We start from the raw sequence: 21,493 nt of genomic DNA, 5'->3' as shown, positions 1-21,493 counted from the left end.
GACACCTTGCGGGTGGGGCCGTGCGGGCACCAACGCGGTACCGGCGCGGCACCGGTGGGTTCCGGGGCCGGTCGGCTGGGCAGGGTCGGGAGTGAACGGATGTCGTCACCGGATGGGGAGTCTTCGAGTTGAACCAGGCGATCAAGCACGGCGAGGCCGAGGTGAACGGCGTACGGCTGCACTTCGCGGAGCAGGGCGAAGGGCCGCTGGTCCTGCTGCTGCACGGCTTCCCGGAGAGCTGGTACTCCTGGCGGCACCAGTTCGGGCCGCTCGCCGAGGCCGGCTACCGGGTCGTCGCGCCGGACCAGCGCGGGTACGCCCGCAGCGCGCAGCCGGAGCGGGCGGACGCCTACAGCCTGCTGCACCTGGTCGGCGACGTGACCGCGCTGATCGGCGCGCTGGGCGAGGAGCGGGCGGTCGTGGTCGGGCACGACTGGGGCGCGCCGGTGGCCTGGACGACCGCCGCGCTGCGCCCCGACCTCGTGCGCGGGGTGGCCGGGCTGAGCGTACCGCCGCTGCCGGTGGGCGGGCCGCCGCCGCTGGAGGCGGCCCGGGCGGCCTTCGGCGAGGGCTTCTACCAGGTCTACTTCCAGGAGCCCGGCAAGGCCGACGCCGAACTGGCCGCGGACGTGAAGTCCAGCCTGCGCCGCATCCTCTGCGGCAGGCAGCCGGACGGCGTGCCCCGGCCGTGGATCATCCCCGAGGGCAAGGGGCTGCTGGACACCGTCCCGGAGCCGGAGCGGCTGCCGGACTGGCTCACCGACGCGGACCTGGACGTCTTCACGGCCGACTACGCCACCCACGGGGCGAAGGCCTTCACCGGCGGCCTCAACTGGTACCGCAACCTCGACCGCAACGCCGAACTGCTGGCCGCCTTCAGCGGGGTGACGGTCGACGTGCCCGCGCTGTTCGTGGTCGGCGAGCAGGACCTGGTCAACGCGATGGTCCCGCCCCCGGTGCTGGACCACCTGCTGGGGCGGCTGCCCAGGCTGCACCGCCACGTCCGGCTGCCGGACACCGGGCACTGGACGCAGCAGGAACGCCCGGCCGAGGTGACCGAGGCGCTGCTGGACTTCCTGGCGCACCTGGACAAGTGATCGGCCGACGGAACGCCGGTCGCGGCCGCCCGCCCGGGGCCGGCGTTCCGCCTCGGCGCGGACCAGTGGCCCCGGTCGGCGTCAGACCGGCAGCAGGCGGGCGATCAGCTCGCCGAGGCGGCGGGCGTTGCGGCAGGAGTGCATCTCCACCACGCCCGCGTAGGCCAGGGCGGCGGAGTCGCCGGTCGGCCAGAGCGAGGGCTGCTCGGGGTTGAGCCAGAACACCCGGCGGGCCCGGGCGTCGATCCGGCGCAGCGCGTCCAGGTTGGGGTCGCGCTGGTTGTTCCTGGCGTCGCCGAGGACCAGGACGCAGGTGCGCGGGCCGACCGCGTCCAGGTGGTGCTCGGCGAACCCGCCCAGCGCGGAGCCGTAGTCGCTGTTGCCGTGGTAGCCCGTGACCTCGGCCTCGGCGAGGATCCGGGCGGCCAGGCGGGCCGGGTCGTCGCCGCCGCGGAGCAGGCCGGTGACCTCGGCGGTGCGGTTGACGAAGGCGAACACCCGGACCTTGCTGAACTGTTCGCTCATCGCCTGCACCAGCAGCATGGTGAAGTCGGCGAAGCCGGCCACCGAGCCGGAGACGTCGCACAGCAGCACCAGCTCCGGGCGCGCCGGGCGGCGCAGCCGGTACGCGGGGCGCAGCGGTACCCCGCCGGTGGTCAGCGAGCGGCGCAGGGTGCGGCGCAGGTCGATCTCGCCGCGGGCGGCGCGGCGGCGCCGGGCGGCCAGCCGGGTGGCCAGCTTGCGGGCCAACGGGTGGACGGTGCGGCGCAGTTCGGCGAGCTGGTCGCGGCCGGCGTAGAGGAAGTCGACCAGGTCGGGGGTGGGGGCGACGGCGCGTTCGGCGATCCGCTCGGGGCCGCGCAGCTCGGCGACCCGGCGGCGGGCCTCGCCGGCGGTCAGGGCGCGGAAGTCCCGGATGCGGCGGCGGATCTCGTCGGCGAGCACCAGGTCGGAGAGGTCCGGGGCGTCCTGGCCCTCGCGCAGGGCGGCCAGGACGCGGGCCAGCAGCGTCTCGGGGGCGAGCCGGCCGAGCGCCTGCTGGGCGGACCAGCCGCCGGTGCCGGGCGAGCCGCCGGTGCCGTACCGGCCGAAGGCCTCCACCACCTCGCCGGCCAGCCGGGCCTGGGCGGCGCGGTCGTCGGCGGCCAGCGCGGCGGCGAGGCGGTCGCGCAGCTGCTCGCGCAGCGGGTCGGGGCGGCCGAAACGCGGCGGCTCGGGGTCGTCGGGAACGGGCGGCGGGTCCGCCCGGACGGCCTCCGGGGTGCCGACGCCGAGCGGGAAGAACAGGTCGAAGGCGGCGTCGAAGACCGTCCGCTGGCCCTCCGAGCGCAGCAGGGCGGCGGCCAGGCCGGCCCGCATCCGCTCGCGGTCGGTGAAGCCGAGGACGTCCAGCACGGCGGCGGCGTCCACCGTCTCGGCCGGGCCGATCCGCAGGCCGTGGCCGCGCAGGGCGCGGACCAGGCCGGTGAGGCGGGCTGCGGTGTCGGCCGGCTGCGGCGCCGTCACGCCGGGGTGAGCTTCTGGGCGGCCTTGCGGACGTCGTCCTGGTGCTTGAGGATCACCCCGAGGGTGTCCCGGACGACGGCCTCGTCCAGGGTGTCGGCGCCGAGGGCGAGCAGGGTGCGGGCCCAGTCGATGGTCTCGGCGACGGACGGCGCCTTGCGCAGCTCCATCGCCCGCAGCGCGCCGACGATCCGGACCAGCGACTCGGCCAGCGTCTCGTCCAGGCCGGGCACCTTGAGCCGGACGATCCGGCGCTCCAGCTCGGCGTCGGGGTAGTCGAGGTGGAGGAAGAGGCAGCGGCGGCGCAGCGCCTCGGAGAGCTCGCGGGTGGCGTTCGAGGTGAGCAGGACGAAGGGGCGGCGGGTCGCGGTGATGGTGCCCAGCTCGGGGACGGTGACCTGGAAGTCGCTGAGCACCTCCAGCAGCAGCGCCTCCACCTCGACGTCGGCCTTGTCCATCTCGTCGATCAGCAGCACGGTCGGCTCCTCGCCGCGGATCGCGGTGAGCAGCGGGCGGGTGAGCAGGAACTCCTCGCCGAAGATGTCGGTGCGGGCCTCCTGCCAGCCTTCGTCGCGGCCGGCGGTGATCCGCAGCAGCTGCTTGGCGTGGTTCCACTCGTAGAGGGCGCGGGCCTCGTCGATGCCCTCGTAGCACTGGAGCCGGACCAGCCGGGCGCGGCCGATCTCGGCGACCGCCTTGGCGAGTTCGGTCTTGCCGACCCCGGCGGGGCCCTCGACCAGCAGCGGCTTGCCGAGCCGGTCGGCGAGGAAGACGGTGGTGGCCACGGCGGTGGAGGCCAGGTAGCCGGTGGCGGCCAACTGCTCGGCGGCGTCCGCCACCGAGGTGAAGAAGCCCGTGCTGTCGTCGCTCATCCGCCTGCCCCGTTCCGGTTGGCCGTCTGCGTGCGGCGCCACCCTACCGGCCGGTCACTTCGCTGTCTCGGGGGTTGGGGCGGGGGCGGGTGTCCGGGGACGGGTGACGGGGGGCGTTCGGTCAGGGCGCGCTTACGGGGCGGGTACGGCGGAGCGGCGTACGGCGGAGCGGCGTACGGCCCCGTGAAGGTGCCGTACGCCGCCGTGGTGCCGGCGGGCCTGGTGGGCGGTGGACCCGGGGCCCTCAGCCGCGTCCCGGCGTCAGTTGACGAAGAGGACCGGGCTGCCGGCGACGGAGCTGTCGACGACCGGGCCGTAGGTGGCGCTGAAGTAGCCCGTCGAGAAGCACAGGCTCGGGCCGGAGGCCAGGGTGAACGCCTGGCCGGCGAACCCGATGGTGTTGCCGGTGTTGGAGGTGGTGCCGTTGATCCCGGTGGTGTTCTGGTAGTTGCAGCTGATGCTGCCCAGGATGGTGTTGAGCACCACGGTGGTGCCCATCACGCCGGCCGCGCCGGGGGTGAGCTTGACCGGGTTGCCGGGGGCGTCGCTGACCGTGTTGGTGAACGGCAGGTTGGTGACCGTGACGCTCTTGACGCCGGTGACACCGACGACGTTGGAGGTGCAGGACCCGAAGGTCTGGGTGTCGAGCCGCTCGACGGCGCTGCCCGGCGCGGCCGGGTTGGAGGTGACGGTCGCCGAGAAGGAGGAGGCGGCGCACTTGACGCCGGTCGTCCCGGTGGCGCTGTTGTAGAAGGTCGCGGAGGTGCCGGAGACCAGGTTGGCGGTCAGCACGTCACCGACGGCGACGGCCGGGCCGGTCGGACTGCCGGTGGTCAGGACCGCGCCGGCGGCCTGGGCGGGGGAGACGGCCGCGCCGGTGAGGGCGAGCGCGGCGAGGGCGGTGGTGGCGAGGGTGCGGCGGATGCGCATGAGGGTACCTCTCTCCGTCCGGAGGACGGGTGGGGGAATCCCGGCGTGCGGGTGTGGTGGTGAGCACGGCGGGGGAGGTGCATGGCGTGCCGGAGGCTTGGTACCGGTGGCCTCGTGCCGAAGGCTCCGTCGAGCCGGTTCGTCCCGCGGGAGGTGTCCCGCAGGCTGCGTCGCGCGGGCTTCGGACGGTGCCGAGGGAGGGCGGGCCCGGCGCCACGGGCCCGTCCGTGCGGTACGGCGGTGCGGACGTACGCGAGGGTGGGCGTACGGAGGTGCGGGTGGTGCTGCGGTGCGGGTGGTGCGGTGGTGGTGCGGCGGTACCGGCGTGCGGTGGTGCGGTGGTGGTACCGGCGTGCGGTGGTGCTGCCGTGCGGCCCTGCGTACGGACGGCGGCGTGGACCACCAGCGGCACCGCGCCGTTCGGTCGGGGACGTGCGGTGCCGTGGGGGCACGTCGACGGCTGCCACCGTCGCGGTCCCGCCTCCGCCGTGGTCCCGACGGCCCGGGCGTTCGCCTCGGGCCGACCGGGGCCCCCGGAGGTTCGACCGGTGGGGGCCTGCTCGCCCACCGGTTGGAAACCTGTCAGTGTTGTAAACCCGGTGTTACGTCAATGTCAATACAGGACACAGGAGTTGGTGATGGATCGGAAACACCTCCGCGGAGCCGACGTGGTCCTGCTGCCGGGCGCCCGGACCGGCCGGGACCCGGCCCGCTCGATCAAGCCCGGCCCGCGCCGACTGCCCGCCGGCGTCATCGCCGCCACCCAGCGCGACCGGCTGCTGGACGGTCTGGTGCGGACCGTCGCCGAGCGCGGCTACCAGCACGCCACGGTCAGCGACATCTGCCGGGCGGCCGGCGTGACCAGGCCGGTCTTCTACGAGCTGTTCAGCGGCAAGGAGGACGCCTTCCTGGCCGCGCACCGGCACGGCACCGGCGTGGTGATCCGGCGGATGGCGGAGGCCTTCACGGCCGAATCCGACTGGTGCCGGGGCATCCGGAAGGCCCTCGGCGTGATGCTCCAACTGCTCGCCGGGACACCGGCGTTCGCCACCATGGCGGTGATCGAGGTCGAGGCCGTCGGTCCGGCCGGCCGGCATGAGCGGGCCCAACTGCTCACCAGATTCCGGGGGTTCTTCGCCGACGTGCCCCAACTTCCGGGCGGCGTCGAGGCGAAGGAGATGGTGGACGCCGTGGTGGGCGGCGTCTACAGCGCGATCTACCGGCGGATCGACTCCGGCCGGACGGAACAACTGATGGAACTGCTACCGGTGTTGAGCATGTTCTGCCTGTCGCCGTTCCTCGGCCCGGCGGAGGCGGCCGAGCGGCTGGGGGTGCGGGACTGGCCGAAGCGGGTCGCGGACTGGTGAAGATCCTCCGTGCACCCGTATTGACCCGGCCAATACCGGGCAGTAGCTTCCCAGTTACTCACCGAGCGCCGACCGGGCCCGCCCCGCTGCCAAGGGGCGGACGGCCCGGTCGGGCCGGGTAACGCTGTCCGCGCCAGGACAACGTGCCAGTGCCTGCACACCCATTCCATCCACAGGGAGCACACATGGCCATGTCCGAGGACGCCGCCACGGCGGCCGAGACCCCGCAGACGCCGAGCGCGCCGAGAAGAGGCCGGGTTCGGATGAAGCGCACCGCCCTGATGGCCGTGCCGGCCGTCGCGGCCGGGGGCGTCCTGATGGCGCTCACCGCGCAGGGCGTGCTCGCCGCCCAGTTCTCCATCTCCGGCATGCCGTTCACCATCACCGCCGACAAGCTGGACGGCGAGGGCTTCGCGCAGTTCGGCGCGCTGGACTCGATGATCCCCGACAGCCCCAACGCCGGGTCCACCGGCGGCCAGGTGCTGGTCGCGGTGTCGGCGATCAAGAAGGCCGAGATCACCAACCTCTGCCAGAGCGTCGACCTCGGCGGCATCAACCTGGTGATCCACGCGGGCGACGGCGGCACCCCGGTCACCGCCTCCGACCTCACCACCGACTCCGACCTGCTCTCCGGCAACGCGGAGTTCAGGAACATCGAGATCGGCGGCGACGCCAGCACGTACACCAAGGCCGGACCGATCGGCAAGGGCAACCCCGGCGTGTTCGGCCAGCAGGCCGACCACGTCACGCTGACCAACCTGAACCAGCACAACTACGCGAGCACCGCCGTCGGGTTCAAGCTGCCCAACCTGCGGCTGAGCTTCAGCTCCACGGGCTGCTGACCATGACGGAGTCCGTACCGGAGCCGGCCCGCACCGGCGGGGACACCGCGGCACGGGCCCAGGGGGTGGCCGCCGAGGGGACGGCGGCCGCGCCCGCCCAGGCCGTGGCGGCCCCCGCCGCCGAGCCCGCCGCACGCCCGGCCAAGCGCGACTGGCGGGGCAAGCGACCGTTCTGGGGCGGGCTGCTGGTGACGCTCGGCGGCGCCGAGATCCTGTTCACCCTGAAGGCCCCGCTGCCCGTCATCCTGCACATCGGGATGCAGGGGCTGGCGGGGTACCTGGTGCCGGCGGTGATGGTGCTGTGCGGCCTGCTGATCCTGTTCAACCCGGCGCAGCGGCTGTTCTACTCCATCCTCGCCCTGCTGGCCTCGCTGGGCAGCTGGATCACCTCCAACCTGGGCGGCTTCGTGATCGGGATGCTGCTCGGGGTGGTCGGCGCCTGCCTCACCTTCGGATGGCTGCCCGACCAGCCGCTGCGCCAGGGCCGGCAGCGGCGGCTGGACCGCCGGGAGGCGCGCCGGGCGGGCGCCTGACGGGCCTGACGGGTCTCCACGGCCTGTCGGGGCCGGCGCCTGGCGGGCCGCAGCCGGACGGCCAGGGGCTCGTGACGGCGGCGCCCCGGGGTCCTGGTGGTGGGAGAGCACCAGGGCACGGGGCGCCGGGGCACGGGGGCGCGGGGCACCCTCCGGTCGTGCCCGCCCGTTCCGGGCGGTCCCAGCCGCGGTTCCGGCCGCGGTCCCGGCCGCCGTCAACCCTCCCGGTCCGTCGGCACCGACGCAAGGGGTCGATGGTCCCGGGTCCGCCCGGGGCGATCGGCCCTTCTCGCGTTCGGCGGGCGGGCAGTTGACTGAACAGGACATGGACAACAGCAGCAGCACGAACACTGGCACCGCCACTGCCACCGCCGAGTACGACCGCCTGATCGCCCGCCATCACGCGATGCGCCTGCGACGCCGACTCCTGGCCCCGTCCTCCTCGGGCGGCGGCGACCTCGGGTACGGCGCCCACGGCGGGGACAGCGGCTACGACGGCGCCGCCGACCAGTACCTGATCCGGCGCGACCTCGACCTGATCTCCCCGCTCGCGGACCTGATCGACCACCTCTACGCGGTGATGTTCGACCACCGCCCCTACCTGCGGCCGCTCTTCCCCGACTCCATGGAGTTCCAGCAGCTCCACCTCGAACGGATCTTCCACCACCTGATCGACCACCTCGACCGGCCGGCCGAACTGGAGCGGACGCTGCGCCAACTCGGCCGCGACCACCGGAAACTGGGCGTCCGGCCGGTGCACTACGAGGCGTTCGAGGAGGCCCTGTGCGCGGCCGTCCGGCACCGGGCCGGCGAGCGCTGGAGCGAGGAACTGGAGGGCGCCTGGGTGCGGATGCTGCGCTTCGCCGTCGGTGCGATGGTCGCCGGCGCCGACTCCGCGCTCACCGAACCCCCGTACTGGCACGCCGTGGTCACCGGCCATGAGCGCCGCCGCCCCGACCTCGCCGTGCTGCGGGTGCGCACCGGCGAACCGTACCCGTACCGGGCCGGGCAGTACGGCACCGTCGAGCACCCGGCGCTGCCGCACACCTGGCGGCAGTACTCGATGGGCTGCGCCCCGCGCGCCGACAACGAGGTGGAGTTCCACGTCCGCCGCACCGGGCCCGGCGGGGTCAGTGCCGCCCTGGTCGAGCACACCGCCGTCGGCGACCGGCTGCGCCTCGGCCCGCCGCGCGGCAGCCTGCTGCCCGACGACGACGTCCGGGACCTGCTGCTGGTCGCGGGAGGCACCGGCCTCGCCCCGATGAAGGCGATCGTCGAGCAGCAGGCCGCCCACCGGCCGGCCGGCCGCCTGGTCCACCTGTTCGTCGGCGCCCGGGACCGCGCGGACCTCTACGACTGGCAGTCCCTGGCCGAACTCGGCTTGCACAAGCCGTGGTTGACCGTCACCCCGGTCACCGTCGGCGAACTCGCCGACACCGTCGCGGCGGCCGGCGACTGGCGCGAGCACCTGGCCTGCGTCACCGGGCCGGCCGGCATGGTCGGGTCCGTCCGCACCCGGCTGGCGGCGGCCGGGCTGCCGCCGGCGCGGGTACGGTTCGACCAGGCGCTGTTCCGGTGACGCCGGCGGTGCGGACGGCTCAGCGGTAGCAGTAGGAGTCGGAGGAGGCGTCGCCGCCCGCCAGGTGGGTCTGGTGGACGCGCAGGCCCCGGAAGTCGGCGCCGTGCGGGAAGAAGCGTTCGTCGACGCTCAGCCCGCCGGCCTCCGGGTCCGCGTCCAGCTTGACCATCCACGGCTCGATGCCGTCCGGGTAGAACTGGTCGTCCCAGGCGCCGTACAGCGAGTTGGTGAGGTAGAGCCGTCGGCCGTCCCGGCTGATCTCCACCATCTGCGGCGCCCCGCTCAGCGGACGGCCCGGCTCGGCCGGGTGCGGGGTGCGGGCGGTGATCCCGCCGAGCCGGACCGAACCGGCCAACCGGGGGTGGAACGGGTCCGACACGTCGTACTGGAACAACTCGCCGGTGCCCCAGGCGGACACGTACAGCCAGCGGTCGTCCACCGACAGGTTGATGTCGGTCACCAGCGGCGGCACCGCGCCGAACGGCCGCAGCGCCGGCGGCAGGTCCTCGGCCTTCGCCGGCTCGGCGGGGATCTCGATCACCTTGCGCGCGGTGAAGGCCGGCCCCTCCCGGTACCAGAGCCAGACCGAGGAGGAGAGGTCCTCCACGTTGGTGACCACCCCGGCGAAGCCCCACTCGGCCTGCGGGTCGTGCGCCGGGCGCAGCTCCAGCACCATCTGGTACTGGTCGCCGAGGTCCACCCGCTGGAGGTGGCGGCCGGAGTCCAGCTCCCAGAAGTGCAGCGCGTGGCCGTACTTGCGCCCCAGCAGGAGGTCCGGCACCACGCCGTCCTCGACCATCCGCGGGGTGCCCCACTCGCTGGTGACGGCCACGTTGGTGCCCAGGTGCCACCAGACGTCGTAGGCGAAGTGCTGCGACCCGCGCTCGGTCTCCCAGGCGCGCAGCACCTCGAAGGTGGTGTGGTCGAGCAGTGCCACCCCGCCCGGGCCGTCGTCGCCCTCGCCGCTGCCGAGGCAGGACAGGAAGACGCCGTCGGGGCCGCAGTGCAGGGTGTGCGGGCGCGAGTAGCCCGCCCGGGCGGCCAGTTCCCCGGCCTCGACCGTCTTGACCAGGCGCGGGCGGACCGGGTCGGGACGGGTGTCCAGCACGTACAGCCGGGAGGAGCGCAGCCCGGGCAGCAGCAGGTAGCGCCGCTCCGGGTTCTCGTGGCAGGCGTGGGCGAGGGCACTGGAGCAGGCGTTCCAGCCGAAGTGATGCAACTCGTCGCCGAGCGTGGGAAGTTCGGCGAAGTTCAGGACCTTCCCGTAGCTCGCGGAATCCGGATCGGTGTCGACGCTCAGCAGCGCGTCCGGCCGACGCCCCGACCGGTCGAAGCCGGCCACGTACGCCAGCTTCTCCGGCGGAGCGGCGATCGCCTCGGCGGCCGACCGGTAGAGCGACGGATCGATGTGCCCGTGCCGCATGCAGACTCCCCAACTCGCCTTGTCGGTCCGGGAAGCGTTCCACACGACCACCGGCGCACAGCAGGCGCACGAGGGGCGGACGGCTACCCTGGCGGCGTGCACGACGGCATTCGGGGCGGCAACGTCCACGCCCCGGTCGTCCAGGTGCACACGGCGCAGCCGGCCCTCCACGCCCGGCCCCCGACCAGGTCCGCCTCCGCCGGCGCCGTCCGCCCGCCGCCGCCTCCTGATCACCTCCCGGGAGACCCTCCCCCGCGGCGCCCGGCCGTCCTCGTTCCTCCGTCCGAATGGTCGCCCTGTTCACCCCCGGCGAGGTGGAATCCCGGCCCCGTCCGCGGCGCCGGGGAGCGGACCGACGCGTGACACCCCCGGCCGCCGAGCGCTCCGCGGCTACCGGCCGGTATGGTCAGGGGCGGAAACGGGTGGTCGCCTGCCGATCCGGGCAGGCGGAGCAGAGGACGGGTGCGGCGAGCTGATGGATTTCCGTGAAGACATCCTGGGTGCCCCCTACGAGGCGGCCGAGCTGACGCTGCGGCCGGACGGCGAGGGGCCGGTGTGCGCGACGCTCGTCCGCCGGCTGGTGCCCGGGTCGGAGCGGGCCGTGCTGTACATCCACGGCTACAACGACTACTTCTTCCAGACCAACCTCGCGGACCACTACACCGCGCTCGGGTTCTCCTTCTACGCCCTCGACCTGCGCAAGTACGGCCGCTCGCTGCGCCCGCACCAGTCGCCGAACTTCGTCCGCCACCTCGCCGAGTACGACGAGGAGATCGACGAGGCGGTCCGGATCATCCGCGAGGTGGACGGCCACCGGCAGCTGCTGCTGAACGGGCACTCCACCGGCGGCCTCGTCGCCGCACTGTGGGCCGGCCGGCGGTCCGGGCGCGGGGTGGTGGACGGGCTGTTCCTCAACTCGCCGTTCCTGTCGATGCCGACCGGGCCGGCCGTCCGCGCGCTCGGCGGGCCGCCCCTGACGGCGCTCGGGCGGATGGCGCCGACCCGCGTCCTGCCGTCCGCGCTCAACCCGCACTACACCCACAGCCTGCACAAGGACCACCGGGGCGAGTGGGACTTCGACCTCACCCTCAAGCGCCCCGAGAGCTTCCCGCTGTTCGCGGGGTGGCTGTCGGCGATCCACCAGGGCCACCGGCGGCTGCGGCACGGGCTGGGGATCGACGTGCCGGTGCTGCTGATGGCCTCGACCCGGTCCATCTCCACCACCAAGTGGCACAACGCGCTGCACCACGCCGACGCCGTGCTGCGCGCCGACGACATCGCCGCGCAGGGCCCCCGGCTGGGCCGGCACGTCACCATCGTGCGGATCGAGGGCGGCATGCACGACCTGGTGCTCTCCGGCGAGGCGGCCCGCACCGAGGTGTTCGCCGAGCTGGACCACTGGCTCGCGGCCTACCTGGACGTCGAGCCCGTGGCCGGGCGGGCCGTCGGAGAGCACGCGTGACCTCCGAGCAGCACGAGCCCGACTCGCGCGACTCCGACGACTCGTTCGACTCGCACGACGATCCGTTGCCGGTCGGGCGGCAGACCGACCTGGGCTTCGCCAAGCTGATGCCCGACCTCGACCGCGACGGCGGCTGGCTGCTCACCCTCGACGGCACCCCGCAGTCGTACGTCGACCTCGCCGACCCCACCCACCTGGAGTTCGAGTACACCCGGCGCCTCGGCCACCTCGCCGACGCGCTGGCCCCCGCCGGACGGCCGCTGGACGCGCTGCACCTCGGCGGCGGCGCCCTCACCCTGCCGCGCTACCTGGCCGCCACCCGGCCCGGCTCGCGGCAGCGGGTGGTGGAGGTCGACGGACCGCTGCTGGAACTGGTCACCGAGCGACTGCCCTGGCAGGGCCCCGGCGCGAACATCACCGCGACCGTCGGCGACGCCCGCGCGGCCCTGGCCGAGGTGCCGGCCGGCTCCCAGGACCTGGTGATCGCCGACGTCTTCCACGGCTCGCGCACCCCCGCCCACCTCACCTCGGTGGAGTTCCTGCGGCTGGCGGCGGCCGCGCTGCGCCCCGGCGGCTGCTACGCGGCGAACCTGGCGGACGGCCCGCCGCTGGCCTTCGCCAAGGCCCAGGCGGCGACGGTACGGGCGGTGTTCCCGTACGTCTGCCTGGTGGCGGAGGCGCCGGTGCTGCGCGGCCGCCGGTACGGCAACATCCTGCTGGCCGGTTCGACGGCGCCGCTGCCGGTCGCCGAGCTGACCCGGCTGCTCGCGGGCGACATCTTCCCGGCCCGGCTCACCGAGGGGGAGGACCTGGCGGCCCTGGTCGGCCGGATCGCCCCGGTCACCGACGCCGAGGCCACCGACTCCCCGCCCCCGCCGGACGGCGCCTTCAGCATCGGCTGAGGCTCCGGGGCCCCGAGGCCCCGGGGCCCACCGTCCCCCCGTCCCGGGCCCGGAAATCCGTTGGGCCTCCCCGGTCCCCGCCGATAGCGTGCGGGGACGAACCCGGAGGAGGCGAGACGATGCGGCCGCTGCTGCTGGTGGACGTCGACGGACCACTGAACCCGCACGCGGCGAAGCCGTACCGGCGGCCCGAGGGGTACGAGACCCACCGCCTGATGACGCCGCGCTGGGCGGCGGCCGAGCGCCGCCGGCTCACCGCGTGGGGCCTTCCCCACAAACCCCCGAAGCCGCTGCGGGTCTGGCTCAACCCGGCCCACGGGCCGGCCCTCGCCGCGCTGCCCTTCGACCTGGTCTGGGCGACGACCTGGGAAGAGGAGGCCAACACCTTCATCGCGCCCCTCCTGGGGTTGCCCGCCCTGCCGTACCTCGCCTGGCCCGAACCCCGGCCCGAGCCGGACGGCGGAGTGTTCTGGAAGACCCCGGAGATCGTCGCCTGGGCGCAGGGCCGCCCGTTCGCCTGGGTCGACGACCTGATCACGGACGCCGACCGCACCTGGGTCGCCGCCCACCACGACGGCCCGGCCCTCCTCCACCACGTCGACCCGAAGACCGGCCTGACGACGAAGGACTTCGCCCGGCTGACGGACTGGTCGAACGGGCTCGGCTGAGCGGAAGGGCCGGGCCGCTCCCCGCCTTTGTCACAACATCCCGGGGACCGCTACGCGGCGTGGAAGAGGACAGATCGATGGCGAGACGCACCTCCCCATGCGTGTGCTGCGGGCCGCGCTCGACAAGTGGCCGGCGTACAACGTCGTGGACGACCAGGACACCTACCACGACGCGGCCGAGCGGGCCGCACGCGGTGAACCGACCCCCGCGCGGGAAGTCCGCGCCCATGCGGATCCCCGAAGGGGTGATTTCCGGCTTCCTGTTCAAGGTCATCCGGGAGCAGATCCCGAGGACTCAGGACGAGTTGGCCGTGGATCTGGGCATCGACAAGAGCACCGTGCAGGGCTGGGAGTCCGGCCGTCGGCCGCTCTCCTCCACGAGGGCCGGGAACCTGGTGCTGCTGCGCCGGAAGCTGGTCCTGCTCGGCGCGCCGACCGGGCTGGTGGACCTGATCAGCCTTGCGATGGATGCGGACTTCGTCCTCGGCGAGATACTGCGGTCCCGGCCTACGAGGGCCGAGGTTCTGGAGCATCCACTGGCCGGGTGGGTTCTTACCCGGGACACCACGCACATGATCGGGTGGGCGGTCAGCGGGGTCCTGCCCGGCGCGGTGGCATCCGAGTTGAGCATCCCCGCCGCCCGACGCGGGCCGGTCTCCACCGCGCCGCTCCTCGGTCAGGACGTGCGTTCGCGCTTCTTCGACAACCTCCGGCATACCGCCGACCTGGTGGAGACCGGCGGTGCCGAGACCGCCTTGCTCCGGAGACAGGTTTGGTACCTGTCCTCCTACGACCGTGCCCGCGATGTGGTCGAGTGGTTCGGCGGGATGCAGCGCAGGGGCAGGATTCCCTCGGCCGGCTCGGGCTGGTCACCGCGCTGGGCCGAGGCTCGGTCGGTCGCAGCGGCTCTGGCGCGGCAGGGGGATCCCGAACTGCTCCGGTACTTCATCGCCCGCTCGATCACCGACAACGACGACTTCGAAGCCGCGAACCTGAACTACTGGGCGCACTGGCTCGGGCTCGACTCACGGCCCCAGACCAGCGACGACTTCATGGCGGAGCAGGAACGCCCGGCGTGGGATGCCTCCTCGTTGCTGCGGCAGCTCGCCGTCCGGCTGGACCGTGCCGGCGCGTACACAGACCTGTACGTCCATTCGATCTGGGCACTCCTGCTCTCCCGCCGGGGGCTGGCCGACGCCGACCCCCGCACAGCCCGCGACCTGGCCGCACGTGTTCGCACACTGCTCGATGGAGCCGGCCTCTCGCAGCAGTCCCGTCGCGAGTTGGAGTCTGTGCACTACGGTCTGCGGGTAGGCGGTTACAGCAACAACCGATCCAACAGCGAAGGACAGCGATGACGGACGACAAGCAGGCGAAAGGCACCGCTGGTTTCCTGTTCGAGGCGGGCATGCTCAAGCGGGCGAAGCGCTCCGGCTGGTGGATCGCTGGGGTCAAGGACCCGGAGACCATTGCCGAGCACTCGTTCCGGGCGGGAGTCGTCGGCGCGGTACTCGCGATGATGGAGGGCGCAGACCCGGCCAAGGTCGCCCTGCTGTGTCTCTTCCACGACACCCAGGAGACTCGGGTCAGCGATATTCCGCACATCAGCCGGCGCTACCTCACCGCTGCTTCGAACGAACGCGTGACTGCCGACCAGGTCAGCGCCGCTCACCCGGCCGTCGTCGCGGGGGTGCAAGCCATTGTGGAGGAGTACGAGAACGCCGAGAGCCTGGAAGTCACCGTCGCCCACGACGCGGACAAGCTGGAGTGCCTGATTCAGGCGGTGGAGTACCGTGAGCAGGGATACCAGAACGTCCAGCCGTGGATCGACAGCAGCCTCGGCAGCCTCAAGACCGAGTCGGCTCGCACCCTCGCCGAGGCCGCACTGACGATGACGTCGTTGGAATGGCAGAAGGTCTACCTCAGCTAATGCCTGCTGACGTCGTCTCCGGCTGCTGGTCAGCTGACCAGCGGCGAGCAACTGTCGTACGGCGGCTTCGGCCTGGTGCCGGCAATATTGCGCGGACTCAGGCAGGCCCCTGGCCGCCTTGCCGAGATCCGCCGTGAAGGCGGAGGTCCGAGGCGCGGCCGCGACGCCATCGCTGCCCGCTGGGGAAAACCTCGTGTGGGACGCGGCGTCCGTGTCGCGTACGTCGCGTGAAATCTGTCGCACGTGGTAACTCACTTGTTATTTCCGCGAGTTAGAACGATGGGTGACCGCGTTCCCGCCGGGGCACAATGAGGACATGTGGAGCAAGTTCCGAGTGCCACGCACGCTCTTGCTCGTCCTGTTCACGGTGATCGCCACGGCCCTCGTCCTCCACTTGCCCGGACCTCCTGGTCATGGTCGATCGGATCCTCCGCGTCACCATGATGGGCCTGTCTACCAGCCCCCGCCGCTCCCGCAGCCCGCTCCGCCCCCGCCCCCACCCTGGCCGGGGTGGCCGGGGCCGCCGCCGTGGCAGGTGTACCGGTAGTCATCGGGCGTCGGAAGCCGATTCCGCCCGGCGTGGTGGCGTCCGAGTCGAGGACATGCGGGCGCGGCTCTGTGCGCCGGGGCGGCGGTGCGGTCGGTCATGTCAGTGGCGGGGCGTACTGTCCGCGCCATGAACACTCTTCACCTCGCACCATGGTCCGAAAAGGGTCTGCAGATCCTGCACCGCCAGAACACTCCCGAGATGACCGAGCACCTCGGCGGACCGGAGACCGAGCAGGCGATCGCCGATCGTCATGCGCGCTACCTGCGCCTTGACGGCGGCGAGATGCTGATCGTCCACCTCGGTGAGGTGGCGATCGGTTCGGTCGGGTACTGGGAGCGGGAGTGGAACGGCGAGGACGTGTACGAGACCGGGTACGGGATCCTTCCGGAGTTCGGCGGTAACGGATACGCGGTCGAGGCCCTGCGGTTGGCTGCGGACCGGGCGGCGGCGCGTGGCGACCGGCGCTACCTGCACGCGTTTCCCCACGTGGAACACGCGGCGTCGAACGCGGTGTGCCGCAAGGCCGGGTTCGACCTGGTCGGCACGACCTCCTTCGAATACCCCAAGGGCACCTGGTCGGAGTCCAACGACTGGCGGCTCGACCTGACTGCCAGGGGAGTCTGACCGCACCGCTCGGACAGGTGCGTGAAGGGCGGTCCGGGCCGCTGACGGAGGCGGTCGAGCCGGTCTGTGCTGTACGGGCGTCGGCATCTCCTGGTCCGACTTCGAGGGCTGACGTCCACTCGGCGCGGCCCGCCGCTCCGGTGCTCGCGGGAAGCCGCCGGGCCCCGCGAGACGGGGGCGCCGACGGATGACCGCTCCAGGGCGGGGGCCGGTCCTGACCTCGGGTTGCGGGTGATCGGCGGGGCCATTCGGGGTTGGACGGGGGCCGTCTGCAGCCACGAGGGCTGACGTCCCTCGGCGTCCCTCCGGCGGGGCGTGGGCCTGCGGGTTTGCCGCCCCGCCCGCCGGGCACGCGCCCGGGCACCGGAGCGACGAACACCGAGAAGGGAGGCCCCGCGACGGCTACCGGCGAAACCGGGTTCAGCGACGTGGCGTACGACCTGATCTCCGTGCAGTGCCAGGCTCTGGAGGTCGGCCACGACTACGGCCAGTACGTGTGGGACGCGGGCGACGCCGGCGAGGAGGACGGCCCCGCGGTGAGCGGCGGCGCCGCGTCATGAGCCCCGGCCCCGGCTCGCCGTGGGCGGGGCCGGGGCGGGTCGAAGCGGTGGGCGGCGGGGGTCTCGTACTCGGGGCCGGGTCGGCCTGCCGGGCCCGGGATGCCCTTGTTGGTCGTCCGGGCCGTTGTGCGAAAGGAGGCGGGCACCGTGAAGCCTGCAGATGTGACGTTCAAGGCGTTCGGCCTGGTACCGGGGCCGTGGAGCGGTGTGGCGGCCGGGTGGGCCCTTCGACGGCTGCGGCGCCGTCGCGGCCACCCTGCGCAGGGCCGGCACGTTCCCGGCCGCAAGCGCGTCTGGCGCCGCCGTCTGGCCGTGGCCGCCGTCCCGGCGGCGGCGTTCGCGTTGGTGAGGGCGGTGGTGCGCGTCAGCTCGACAGGGGCGCCCCGGGAGCCCGGGTAGGGGCGCAGGAGGGAGTGGTCGGCGGCCCTCGGGCGCCCCGTCCGGTGCGGGCGCGCTGCACCGCCGGCTCGACTCCGAGCCCCCGCGGAAGGAAGCCGGAGCGGCTCCGACGGGCTCGGATCCGATACCCCGGTGACGGCCCGCGGCCCGACCGGCCCGGCGGCCCGTCGGGCGGGATCGGCCCGGGTCAGTCCGGCGGCTCGGGGGCGTGGGGCTCGCCCGGTCCCGGTGGGGCCGGTTCGGGGTTCGGTGGGGCCGGGGTACGCGGGTGCGGTTCCGGGGGCGGTACGGGGGCGCCGGGTGGCGGCGGTGGGTCCGGTACCAGCGGGGGGCGGGAGGGGCCGCCGGGGTCGGGAGGGGGCGCGGCCTCGAGGGGCCGGGTCTGCTCGGTCACGGCGGGTTGCTCCCTTCGTCGTCGGGCCGGGCCCTGGATGCGCCGGCCGCTCTCCGCGTCCGTCTGCCCCTGATCTGCGGATTCATGCGTCAGCGGCCCGTGCGGGCGGGCGCCCGGCGCGAGCGGATGCCGGGCGCCCGCAGCGGGCCCCGTCTCTGGGAGAAAGTGCGGATTGCGGGGGAATGTTCCGCCGGGACGGGGGAAACCGGCAGCCACACCAGGAAGACGGTAACTCCGTCCGACGAGGAGGCAGTTGTGACCAGTGGACTGTGGGATTACGGCAACGCCGAGGGTTACGCCCCGGGCACCGACCTGACGGGTTACCGGGTCGAGGCCGAGGACGGTCACATCGGCAAGGTGGACCGGCACACCGAGGAGGTGGACTCCGCGCACATCGTGGTCGACACCGGCCCGTGGATCTTCGGCCGTGAAGTGCTGCTGCCCGCCGGCACCATCCGGCGCGTGGACACCGTCGAGCGGACGGTGTGGGTGAACCGGACGAAGGACGAGGTGAAGAACTCGCCCGAGTTCCACAAGGACCGGCACACCGCGGACCCGGACTACCATCGGGCGATCGGCGGGTACTACGGCGGGGCTCTCTGACCGCCCCTCACCGGCGCGCCCCGCAGGGCCCCGACCACCAGGTCGGGGCCCTGCGGCGCTCCCGGCGGAGTGGCGGGAGCGCCGGTGCGCCTGACCGGTCGCCGGTCGCCGGTCGCCGGTCTCCGGTCTCCGGCCGACGGCCGACGGCCGACGGACCGTGAGGTGCGTCGGCATGCGGTGACCGGATGCGGGCAGGCGCTGGACGCACGCATCCGGAGGTTCTCGAAGGCATCCGAAGGTTGGAGGGAGGTCTGCATGGCCAGGATCCACGGAGTGGGGTGGGCCCGACGCCTTCCGCTCGGCGCGGGAGTACGGGCCGGCCGGGAGTGGGCGCGGACGCATCTGGAGGCCATGGGCTGGAACCGGGACGCGCCGGCGGTCGCGGACGCGGTGGTGCTGGCCGTGTCCGAACTGACCACCAACGCCCACGTCCACGCCGGCAGTGACGCGGAGCTGGTGCTGACGTGGGACGGGCGCTGTCTGCACCTGAGCGTCCACGACCACAGCCCCCGGCTGCCCCGTCCGCGATCGGCCGCCCCCGACGCCGTCGGCGGGCGGGGCCTGAAGCTGGTCGAGGCGCTCGCCGACCACTGGCACACCCGCCGGCAGAAGAACGGCAAGACGGTCACCGCCTGTTTCCACCCGCCGGGTGTGGGGCCGTCCCACTGAGCGCCGGCGGGCCAGGTGAGCGCCGGCCGTCCCGGGAGGGTGAATCCCGGACCGGTTCGGGCCATGCGGGTCCGGACACCGGGTAGACGCTGGGGGCCGCGCGGCGGCCCCGAGCCGTTCCCGGCGACCTCACCGACCCGACCGGCCCTCTGGGAGGACACCCGTGACACCCCCCGACAAGCACCCCGCGAGCCGCCACCAGTCGCTGGCCGACCCCGTCGCCGCGCAGGCGGGCTGGGACGCCGTGGACGTCCGGGCCGTGGACACCGCCCGGCTGCTCGCGGCCGACGCCGTGCAGCGCACCGGCAACGGCCACCCCGGGACGGCGATGAGCCTGGCGCCGCTGGCCCACCTGCTGTTCCAGAACGTCCTGCGCCACGACCCCGCCGACGACCAGTGGCTGGGACGGGACCGGTTCGTGCTGTCCTGCGGCCACACCAGCCTCACCCTCTACATCCAGCTCTACCTCACCGGCTACGGCCTGGAGCTCGACGACCTGAAGGCCCTCCGGACCTGGGGCTCCGCCACGCCGGGCCACCCCGAGTACCGGCACACCCGAGGGGTGGAGATCACCACCGGTCCGCTCGGCCAGGGCCTGGGCTCGGCCGTCGGGATCGCGATGGCGGCCCGCCGTGAACGCGGCCTGCTGGACCCGGACGCCCCGGCCGGCGAGAGCCCCTTCGACCACCACGTCTACGTCCTGGCCTCGGACGGCGACCTGATGGAGGGCGTCACCGCGGAGGCGAGTTCGCTCGCCGGCCACCAGCAGCTGGGCAACCTGATCATGGTCTACGACCAGAACCACATCTCGATCGAGGACGACACCGACGTCTCGTTCAGCGAGGACGTCGCCGCCCGCTACCGCGCGTACGGCTGGCACGTGCAGACCGTCGACTGGACCCGCACCGGCCGCTACGTGGAGGACGTCGACGCCGTCCTCGAAGCGCTCCGGGCCGCCCGCGCGGAGACCACCCGGCCCTCGCTGCTGGTCCTGCGGACGGTCATCGGGTGGCCGGCCCCCAACCTCCAGAACTCCGGCAAGGCCCACGGCTCCGCGCTCGGCGACGAGGAAGTCGCCGCCACCAAGGAACTCCTCGGCTTCGACCCCGCAGCCAGCTTCACGGTCGAGGACGAGGTCCTCGCCCGGACCCGCGAGGCACGGGTGCGCGGCCGCGAGCTCCACGAGGCGTGGACCCCGCGCTACGAGCGCTGGCGCGCCGAGCACCCCGAGCGTGCCGCGTTGCTGGACCGGCTGACGGAGCGCCGGCTGCCGGACGGCTGGGCGGACCGCCTTCCGGACTTCCCCGCGGACCCGAAGGGGCTGGCCACCCGCGCCGCCTCGGGCCGGGTGCTGACCGCGCTCGCCCCGGCGCTGCCCGAACTGTGGGGCGGTTCCGCCGACCTCGCGGGCAGCAACAACACCACGATGGAGGGCGAGCCCTCGTTCCTCCCCGAAGGCGTGGAGACCGCGCAGTGGAAGGGCGGCCCGTACGGCCGCACCCTGCACTTCGGGATCCGGGAGCACGCCATGGGGGCGATCCTGAACGGGATCGCCCTGCAGAGCCTGACCCGCCCCTACGGCGGCACCTTCCTGACCTTCAGCGACTACATGCGGCCGGCGGTGCGGCTGGCCGCGCTGATGAAGCTCCCGACGATCTACGTCTGGACCCACGACTCGATCGGCCTCGGCGAGGACGGCCCCACCCACCAGCCGGTGGAGCACCTCGCGGCGCTGCGCGCGATCCCCGGCCTCGACGTGGTGCGCCCCTGCGACGCCAACGAGACGGCCGCCTGCTGGCGGGCGGTGCTGGAGCAGCACGACCGGCCGACCGGCCTCGTCCTCACCCGGCAGAAGGTGCCCGTCCTGGACCGCGGCGCGGCCGGGTACGCGCCGGCGGACGGCGCCGCCCGCGGCGGCTACGTGCTGCGGGACCCGGCGGACGGCGCCGCGCCGCAGGTGCTGCTCCTCGCCACCGGCTCGGAGGTCCACCTCGCGTCGGCGGCCCAGGACCTGCTGGCCGACGAGGGCGTGGCGAGCCGGGTGGTGTCGCTGCCGTGCCTGGAGTGGTTCGCCGCCCAGCCCCGGGAGTACCGCGACGAGGTCCTCCCGCCCGCCGTGACGGCGCGGGTGAGCGTGGAGGCGGGCGTGGCACTCGGCTGGCGCGAGCTGGTCGGGCAGCACGGCAGGATCGTCAGCCTCGAGCACTTCGGCGCCTCCGCCGACTACGAGCGGCTGTACCGGGAGTTCGGCCTCACCGCCGAGGCCGTGGCCGCGGCCGCCCGGGAGAGCCTCGCCGCAGCGGCGGGCTGACCCGCGGGCCGGCGCGGGCCGACCTTCACGGTCGTCGAGGGTGCGGACCGCCGAGTCGGTCGGGCCCGTTAGCGGTCCAACTCCGGGTAGTGGCCACGCTGGCAGGGGACAGCTGGGAGATGGCGAGCTCCGCCGCGCCCCGGCAGATCACGCAGACGCGGCTCCGGTGGCAGGCGGGGCAGTTGATTCGCCCGCCGGTCGGGTCGGGCAGCCGGCCGCGTCCCTCGCAGCCATGGCACCAGCCCAGGCCGTCGTACTCGTAGCACAGCACGTAC

The 21,493-nt window shown here is 73.7% G+C and carries 19 protein-coding genes; 15 read left to right on the top strand and 4 right to left on the bottom strand.

The window, feature by feature from the left end; genetic code table 11:
- The first annotated feature begins 128 nt into the window (after positions 1–128).
- The gene (locus tag ACZ5GH_RS02225) at positions 129–1,097 is read left to right on the top strand and encodes an alpha/beta fold hydrolase (protein WP_387747841.1); all 969 of its coding nucleotides are present in this window, start codon (positions 129–131) and stop codon (positions 1,095–1,097) included.
- 81 nt (positions 1,098–1,178) lie between these two features.
- Here the strand turns inward: ACZ5GH_RS02225 and ACZ5GH_RS02220 are convergent, their stop codons facing one another.
- The 3 genes from ACZ5GH_RS02220 to ACZ5GH_RS02210 all read right to left on the bottom strand — a co-directional run bounded on the left by ACZ5GH_RS02220 (position 1,179) and on the right by ACZ5GH_RS02210 (position 4,402).
- On the bottom strand, positions 1,179–2,603 hold the full coding sequence (locus ACZ5GH_RS02220) for a vWA domain-containing protein (RefSeq protein WP_464333232.1): 1,425 nt from the start codon (positions 2,601–2,603) through the stop codon (positions 1,179–1,181).
- Entirely contained in the window at positions 2,600–3,472 is an 873-nt protein-coding gene (locus tag ACZ5GH_RS02215) for an AAA family ATPase (RefSeq protein ID WP_387747845.1), read from the bottom strand. Before ACZ5GH_RS02215 ends, ACZ5GH_RS02220 begins: the two co-directional genes overlap by 4 nt.
- Before the next feature lie 261 nt (positions 3,473–3,733).
- The gene (locus ACZ5GH_RS02210) at positions 3,734–4,402 is read right to left on the bottom strand and encodes a Tat pathway signal sequence domain protein (RefSeq protein ID WP_387747847.1); all 669 of its coding nucleotides are present in this window, start codon (positions 4,400–4,402) and stop codon (positions 3,734–3,736) included.
- 638 nt (positions 4,403–5,040) lie between these two features.
- Here ACZ5GH_RS02210 and ACZ5GH_RS02205 point away from each other — a divergent pair.
- The 4 genes from ACZ5GH_RS02205 (at position 5,041) to ACZ5GH_RS02190 (ending at position 8,723) form a co-directional block, all read left to right on the top strand.
- Positions 5,041–5,769: a TetR/AcrR family transcriptional regulator gene (locus tag ACZ5GH_RS02205; protein ID WP_464333231.1), complete on the top strand. Its 729-nt coding sequence runs from the start codon at positions 5,041–5,043 to the stop codon at positions 5,767–5,769.
- A gap of 185 nt (positions 5,770–5,954) precedes the next feature.
- Positions 5,955–6,611 (top strand): DUF6230 family protein, encoded by a 657-nt coding sequence (locus ACZ5GH_RS02200; protein ID WP_387747851.1) that lies wholly within the window; start codon positions 5,955–5,957, stop codon positions 6,609–6,611.
- A gap of 104 nt (positions 6,612–6,715) precedes the next feature.
- Positions 6,716–7,144, top strand: coding sequence for a DUF6114 domain-containing protein (locus ACZ5GH_RS02195; protein WP_464336784.1), 429 nt, complete (start codon positions 6,716–6,718; stop codon positions 7,142–7,144).
- Positions 7,145–7,454: 310 nt separating this feature from the next.
- Positions 7,455–8,723: a globin domain-containing protein gene (locus tag ACZ5GH_RS02190; RefSeq protein ID WP_464333230.1), complete on the top strand. Its 1,269-nt coding sequence runs from the start codon at positions 7,455–7,457 to the stop codon at positions 8,721–8,723.
- A gap of 19 nt (positions 8,724–8,742) precedes the next feature.
- Here the strand turns inward: ACZ5GH_RS02190 and ACZ5GH_RS02185 are convergent, their stop codons facing one another.
- Positions 8,743–10,146: a selenium-binding protein SBP56-related protein gene (locus ACZ5GH_RS02185; protein ID WP_464333229.1), complete on the bottom strand. Its 1,404-nt coding sequence runs from the start codon at positions 10,144–10,146 to the stop codon at positions 8,743–8,745.
- Between the two features lie 475 nt (positions 10,147–10,621).
- Here ACZ5GH_RS02185 and ACZ5GH_RS02180 point away from each other — a divergent pair, with 475 nt between their 5' ends.
- The 10 genes from ACZ5GH_RS02180 to tkt all read left to right on the top strand — a co-directional run bounded on the left by ACZ5GH_RS02180 (position 10,622) and on the right by tkt (position 21,218).
- Entirely contained in the window at positions 10,622–11,608 is a 987-nt protein-coding gene (locus tag ACZ5GH_RS02180) for an alpha/beta hydrolase (protein WP_387747857.1), read from the top strand.
- Between the two features lie 107 nt (positions 11,609–11,715).
- The gene (locus tag ACZ5GH_RS02175; RefSeq protein WP_464336783.1) at positions 11,716–12,510 is read left to right on the top strand and encodes a spermidine synthase; all 795 of its coding nucleotides are present in this window, start codon (positions 11,716–11,718) and stop codon (positions 12,508–12,510) included.
- A gap of 119 nt (positions 12,511–12,629) precedes the next feature.
- Positions 12,630–13,178 (top strand): HAD domain-containing protein, encoded by a 549-nt coding sequence (locus ACZ5GH_RS02170; RefSeq protein WP_464333228.1) that lies wholly within the window; start codon positions 12,630–12,632, stop codon positions 13,176–13,178.
- A gap of 227 nt (positions 13,179–13,405) precedes the next feature.
- Positions 13,406–14,536, top strand: coding sequence for a helix-turn-helix domain-containing protein (locus tag ACZ5GH_RS02165; RefSeq protein ID WP_464333227.1), 1,131 nt, complete (start codon positions 13,406–13,408; stop codon positions 14,534–14,536).
- A complete protein-coding gene (locus ACZ5GH_RS02160; protein WP_464333226.1) occupies positions 14,533–15,108 on the top strand; it encodes an HD domain-containing protein in 576 nt (191 codons plus the stop codon). Before ACZ5GH_RS02165 ends, ACZ5GH_RS02160 begins: the two co-directional genes overlap by 4 nt.
- 646 nt (positions 15,109–15,754) lie before the next feature.
- On the top strand, positions 15,755–16,282 hold the full coding sequence (locus ACZ5GH_RS02155) for a GNAT family N-acetyltransferase (protein ID WP_464333225.1): 528 nt from the start codon (positions 15,755–15,757) through the stop codon (positions 16,280–16,282).
- A 428-nt stretch (positions 16,283–16,710) separates the two neighbouring features.
- Entirely contained in the window at positions 16,711–16,842 is a 132-nt protein-coding gene (locus ACZ5GH_RS02150; RefSeq protein WP_464333224.1) for a hypothetical protein, read from the top strand.
- Between the two features lie 1,048 nt (positions 16,843–17,890).
- Positions 17,891–18,238, top strand: coding sequence for a PRC-barrel domain containing protein (locus ACZ5GH_RS02145; RefSeq protein WP_387747867.1), 348 nt, complete (start codon positions 17,891–17,893; stop codon positions 18,236–18,238).
- Positions 18,239–18,493: 255 nt separating this feature from the next.
- Positions 18,494–18,907: an ATP-binding protein gene (locus ACZ5GH_RS02140; protein ID WP_464333223.1), complete on the top strand. Its 414-nt coding sequence runs from the start codon at positions 18,494–18,496 to the stop codon at positions 18,905–18,907.
- Between the two features lie 163 nt (positions 18,908–19,070).
- Positions 19,071–21,218, top strand: coding sequence for a transketolase (gene tkt, locus ACZ5GH_RS02135; protein ID WP_464333222.1), 2,148 nt, complete (start codon positions 19,071–19,073; stop codon positions 21,216–21,218).
- The last annotated feature ends 275 nt before the right edge of the window (positions 21,219–21,493 follow it).

Source organism: Kitasatospora sp. Xyl93, assembly GCF_055383135.1.
This window is presented reverse-complemented; position numbering and strand designations above follow the sequence as displayed.

Coding starts and splice junctions, on each gene's coding strand:
- ACZ5GH_RS02215 (WP_387747845.1), bottom strand. CDS start 3,472: ATGAGCGACGACAGCACGGGCTTCTTCACCTCGGTGGCGGACGCCGCC.
- ACZ5GH_RS02210 (WP_387747847.1), bottom strand. CDS start 4,402: ATGCGCATCCGCCGCACCCTCGCCACCACCGCCCTCGCCGCGCTCGCC.
- ACZ5GH_RS02205 (WP_464333231.1), top strand. CDS start 5,041: ATGGATCGGAAACACCTCCGCGGAGCCGACGTGGTCCTGCTGCCGGGC.
- ACZ5GH_RS02200 (WP_387747851.1), top strand. CDS start 5,955: ATGGCCATGTCCGAGGACGCCGCCACGGCGGCCGAGACCCCGCAGACG.
- ACZ5GH_RS02185 (WP_464333229.1), bottom strand. CDS start 10,146: ATGCGGCACGGGCACATCGATCCGTCGCTCTACCGGTCGGCCGCCGAG.
- ACZ5GH_RS02180 (WP_387747857.1), top strand. CDS start 10,622: ATGGATTTCCGTGAAGACATCCTGGGTGCCCCCTACGAGGCGGCCGAG.
- ACZ5GH_RS02175 (WP_464336783.1), top strand. CDS start 11,716: ATGCCCGACCTCGACCGCGACGGCGGCTGGCTGCTCACCCTCGACGGC.
- ACZ5GH_RS02170 (WP_464333228.1), top strand. CDS start 12,630: ATGCGGCCGCTGCTGCTGGTGGACGTCGACGGACCACTGAACCCGCAC.
- ACZ5GH_RS02165 (WP_464333227.1), top strand. CDS start 13,406: ATGCGGATCCCCGAAGGGGTGATTTCCGGCTTCCTGTTCAAGGTCATC.
- ACZ5GH_RS02160 (WP_464333226.1), top strand. CDS start 14,533: ATGACGGACGACAAGCAGGCGAAAGGCACCGCTGGTTTCCTGTTCGAG.
- ACZ5GH_RS02155 (WP_464333225.1), top strand. CDS start 15,755: ATGTCAGTGGCGGGGCGTACTGTCCGCGCCATGAACACTCTTCACCTC.
- ACZ5GH_RS02140 (WP_464333223.1), top strand. CDS start 18,494: ATGGCCAGGATCCACGGAGTGGGGTGGGCCCGACGCCTTCCGCTCGGC.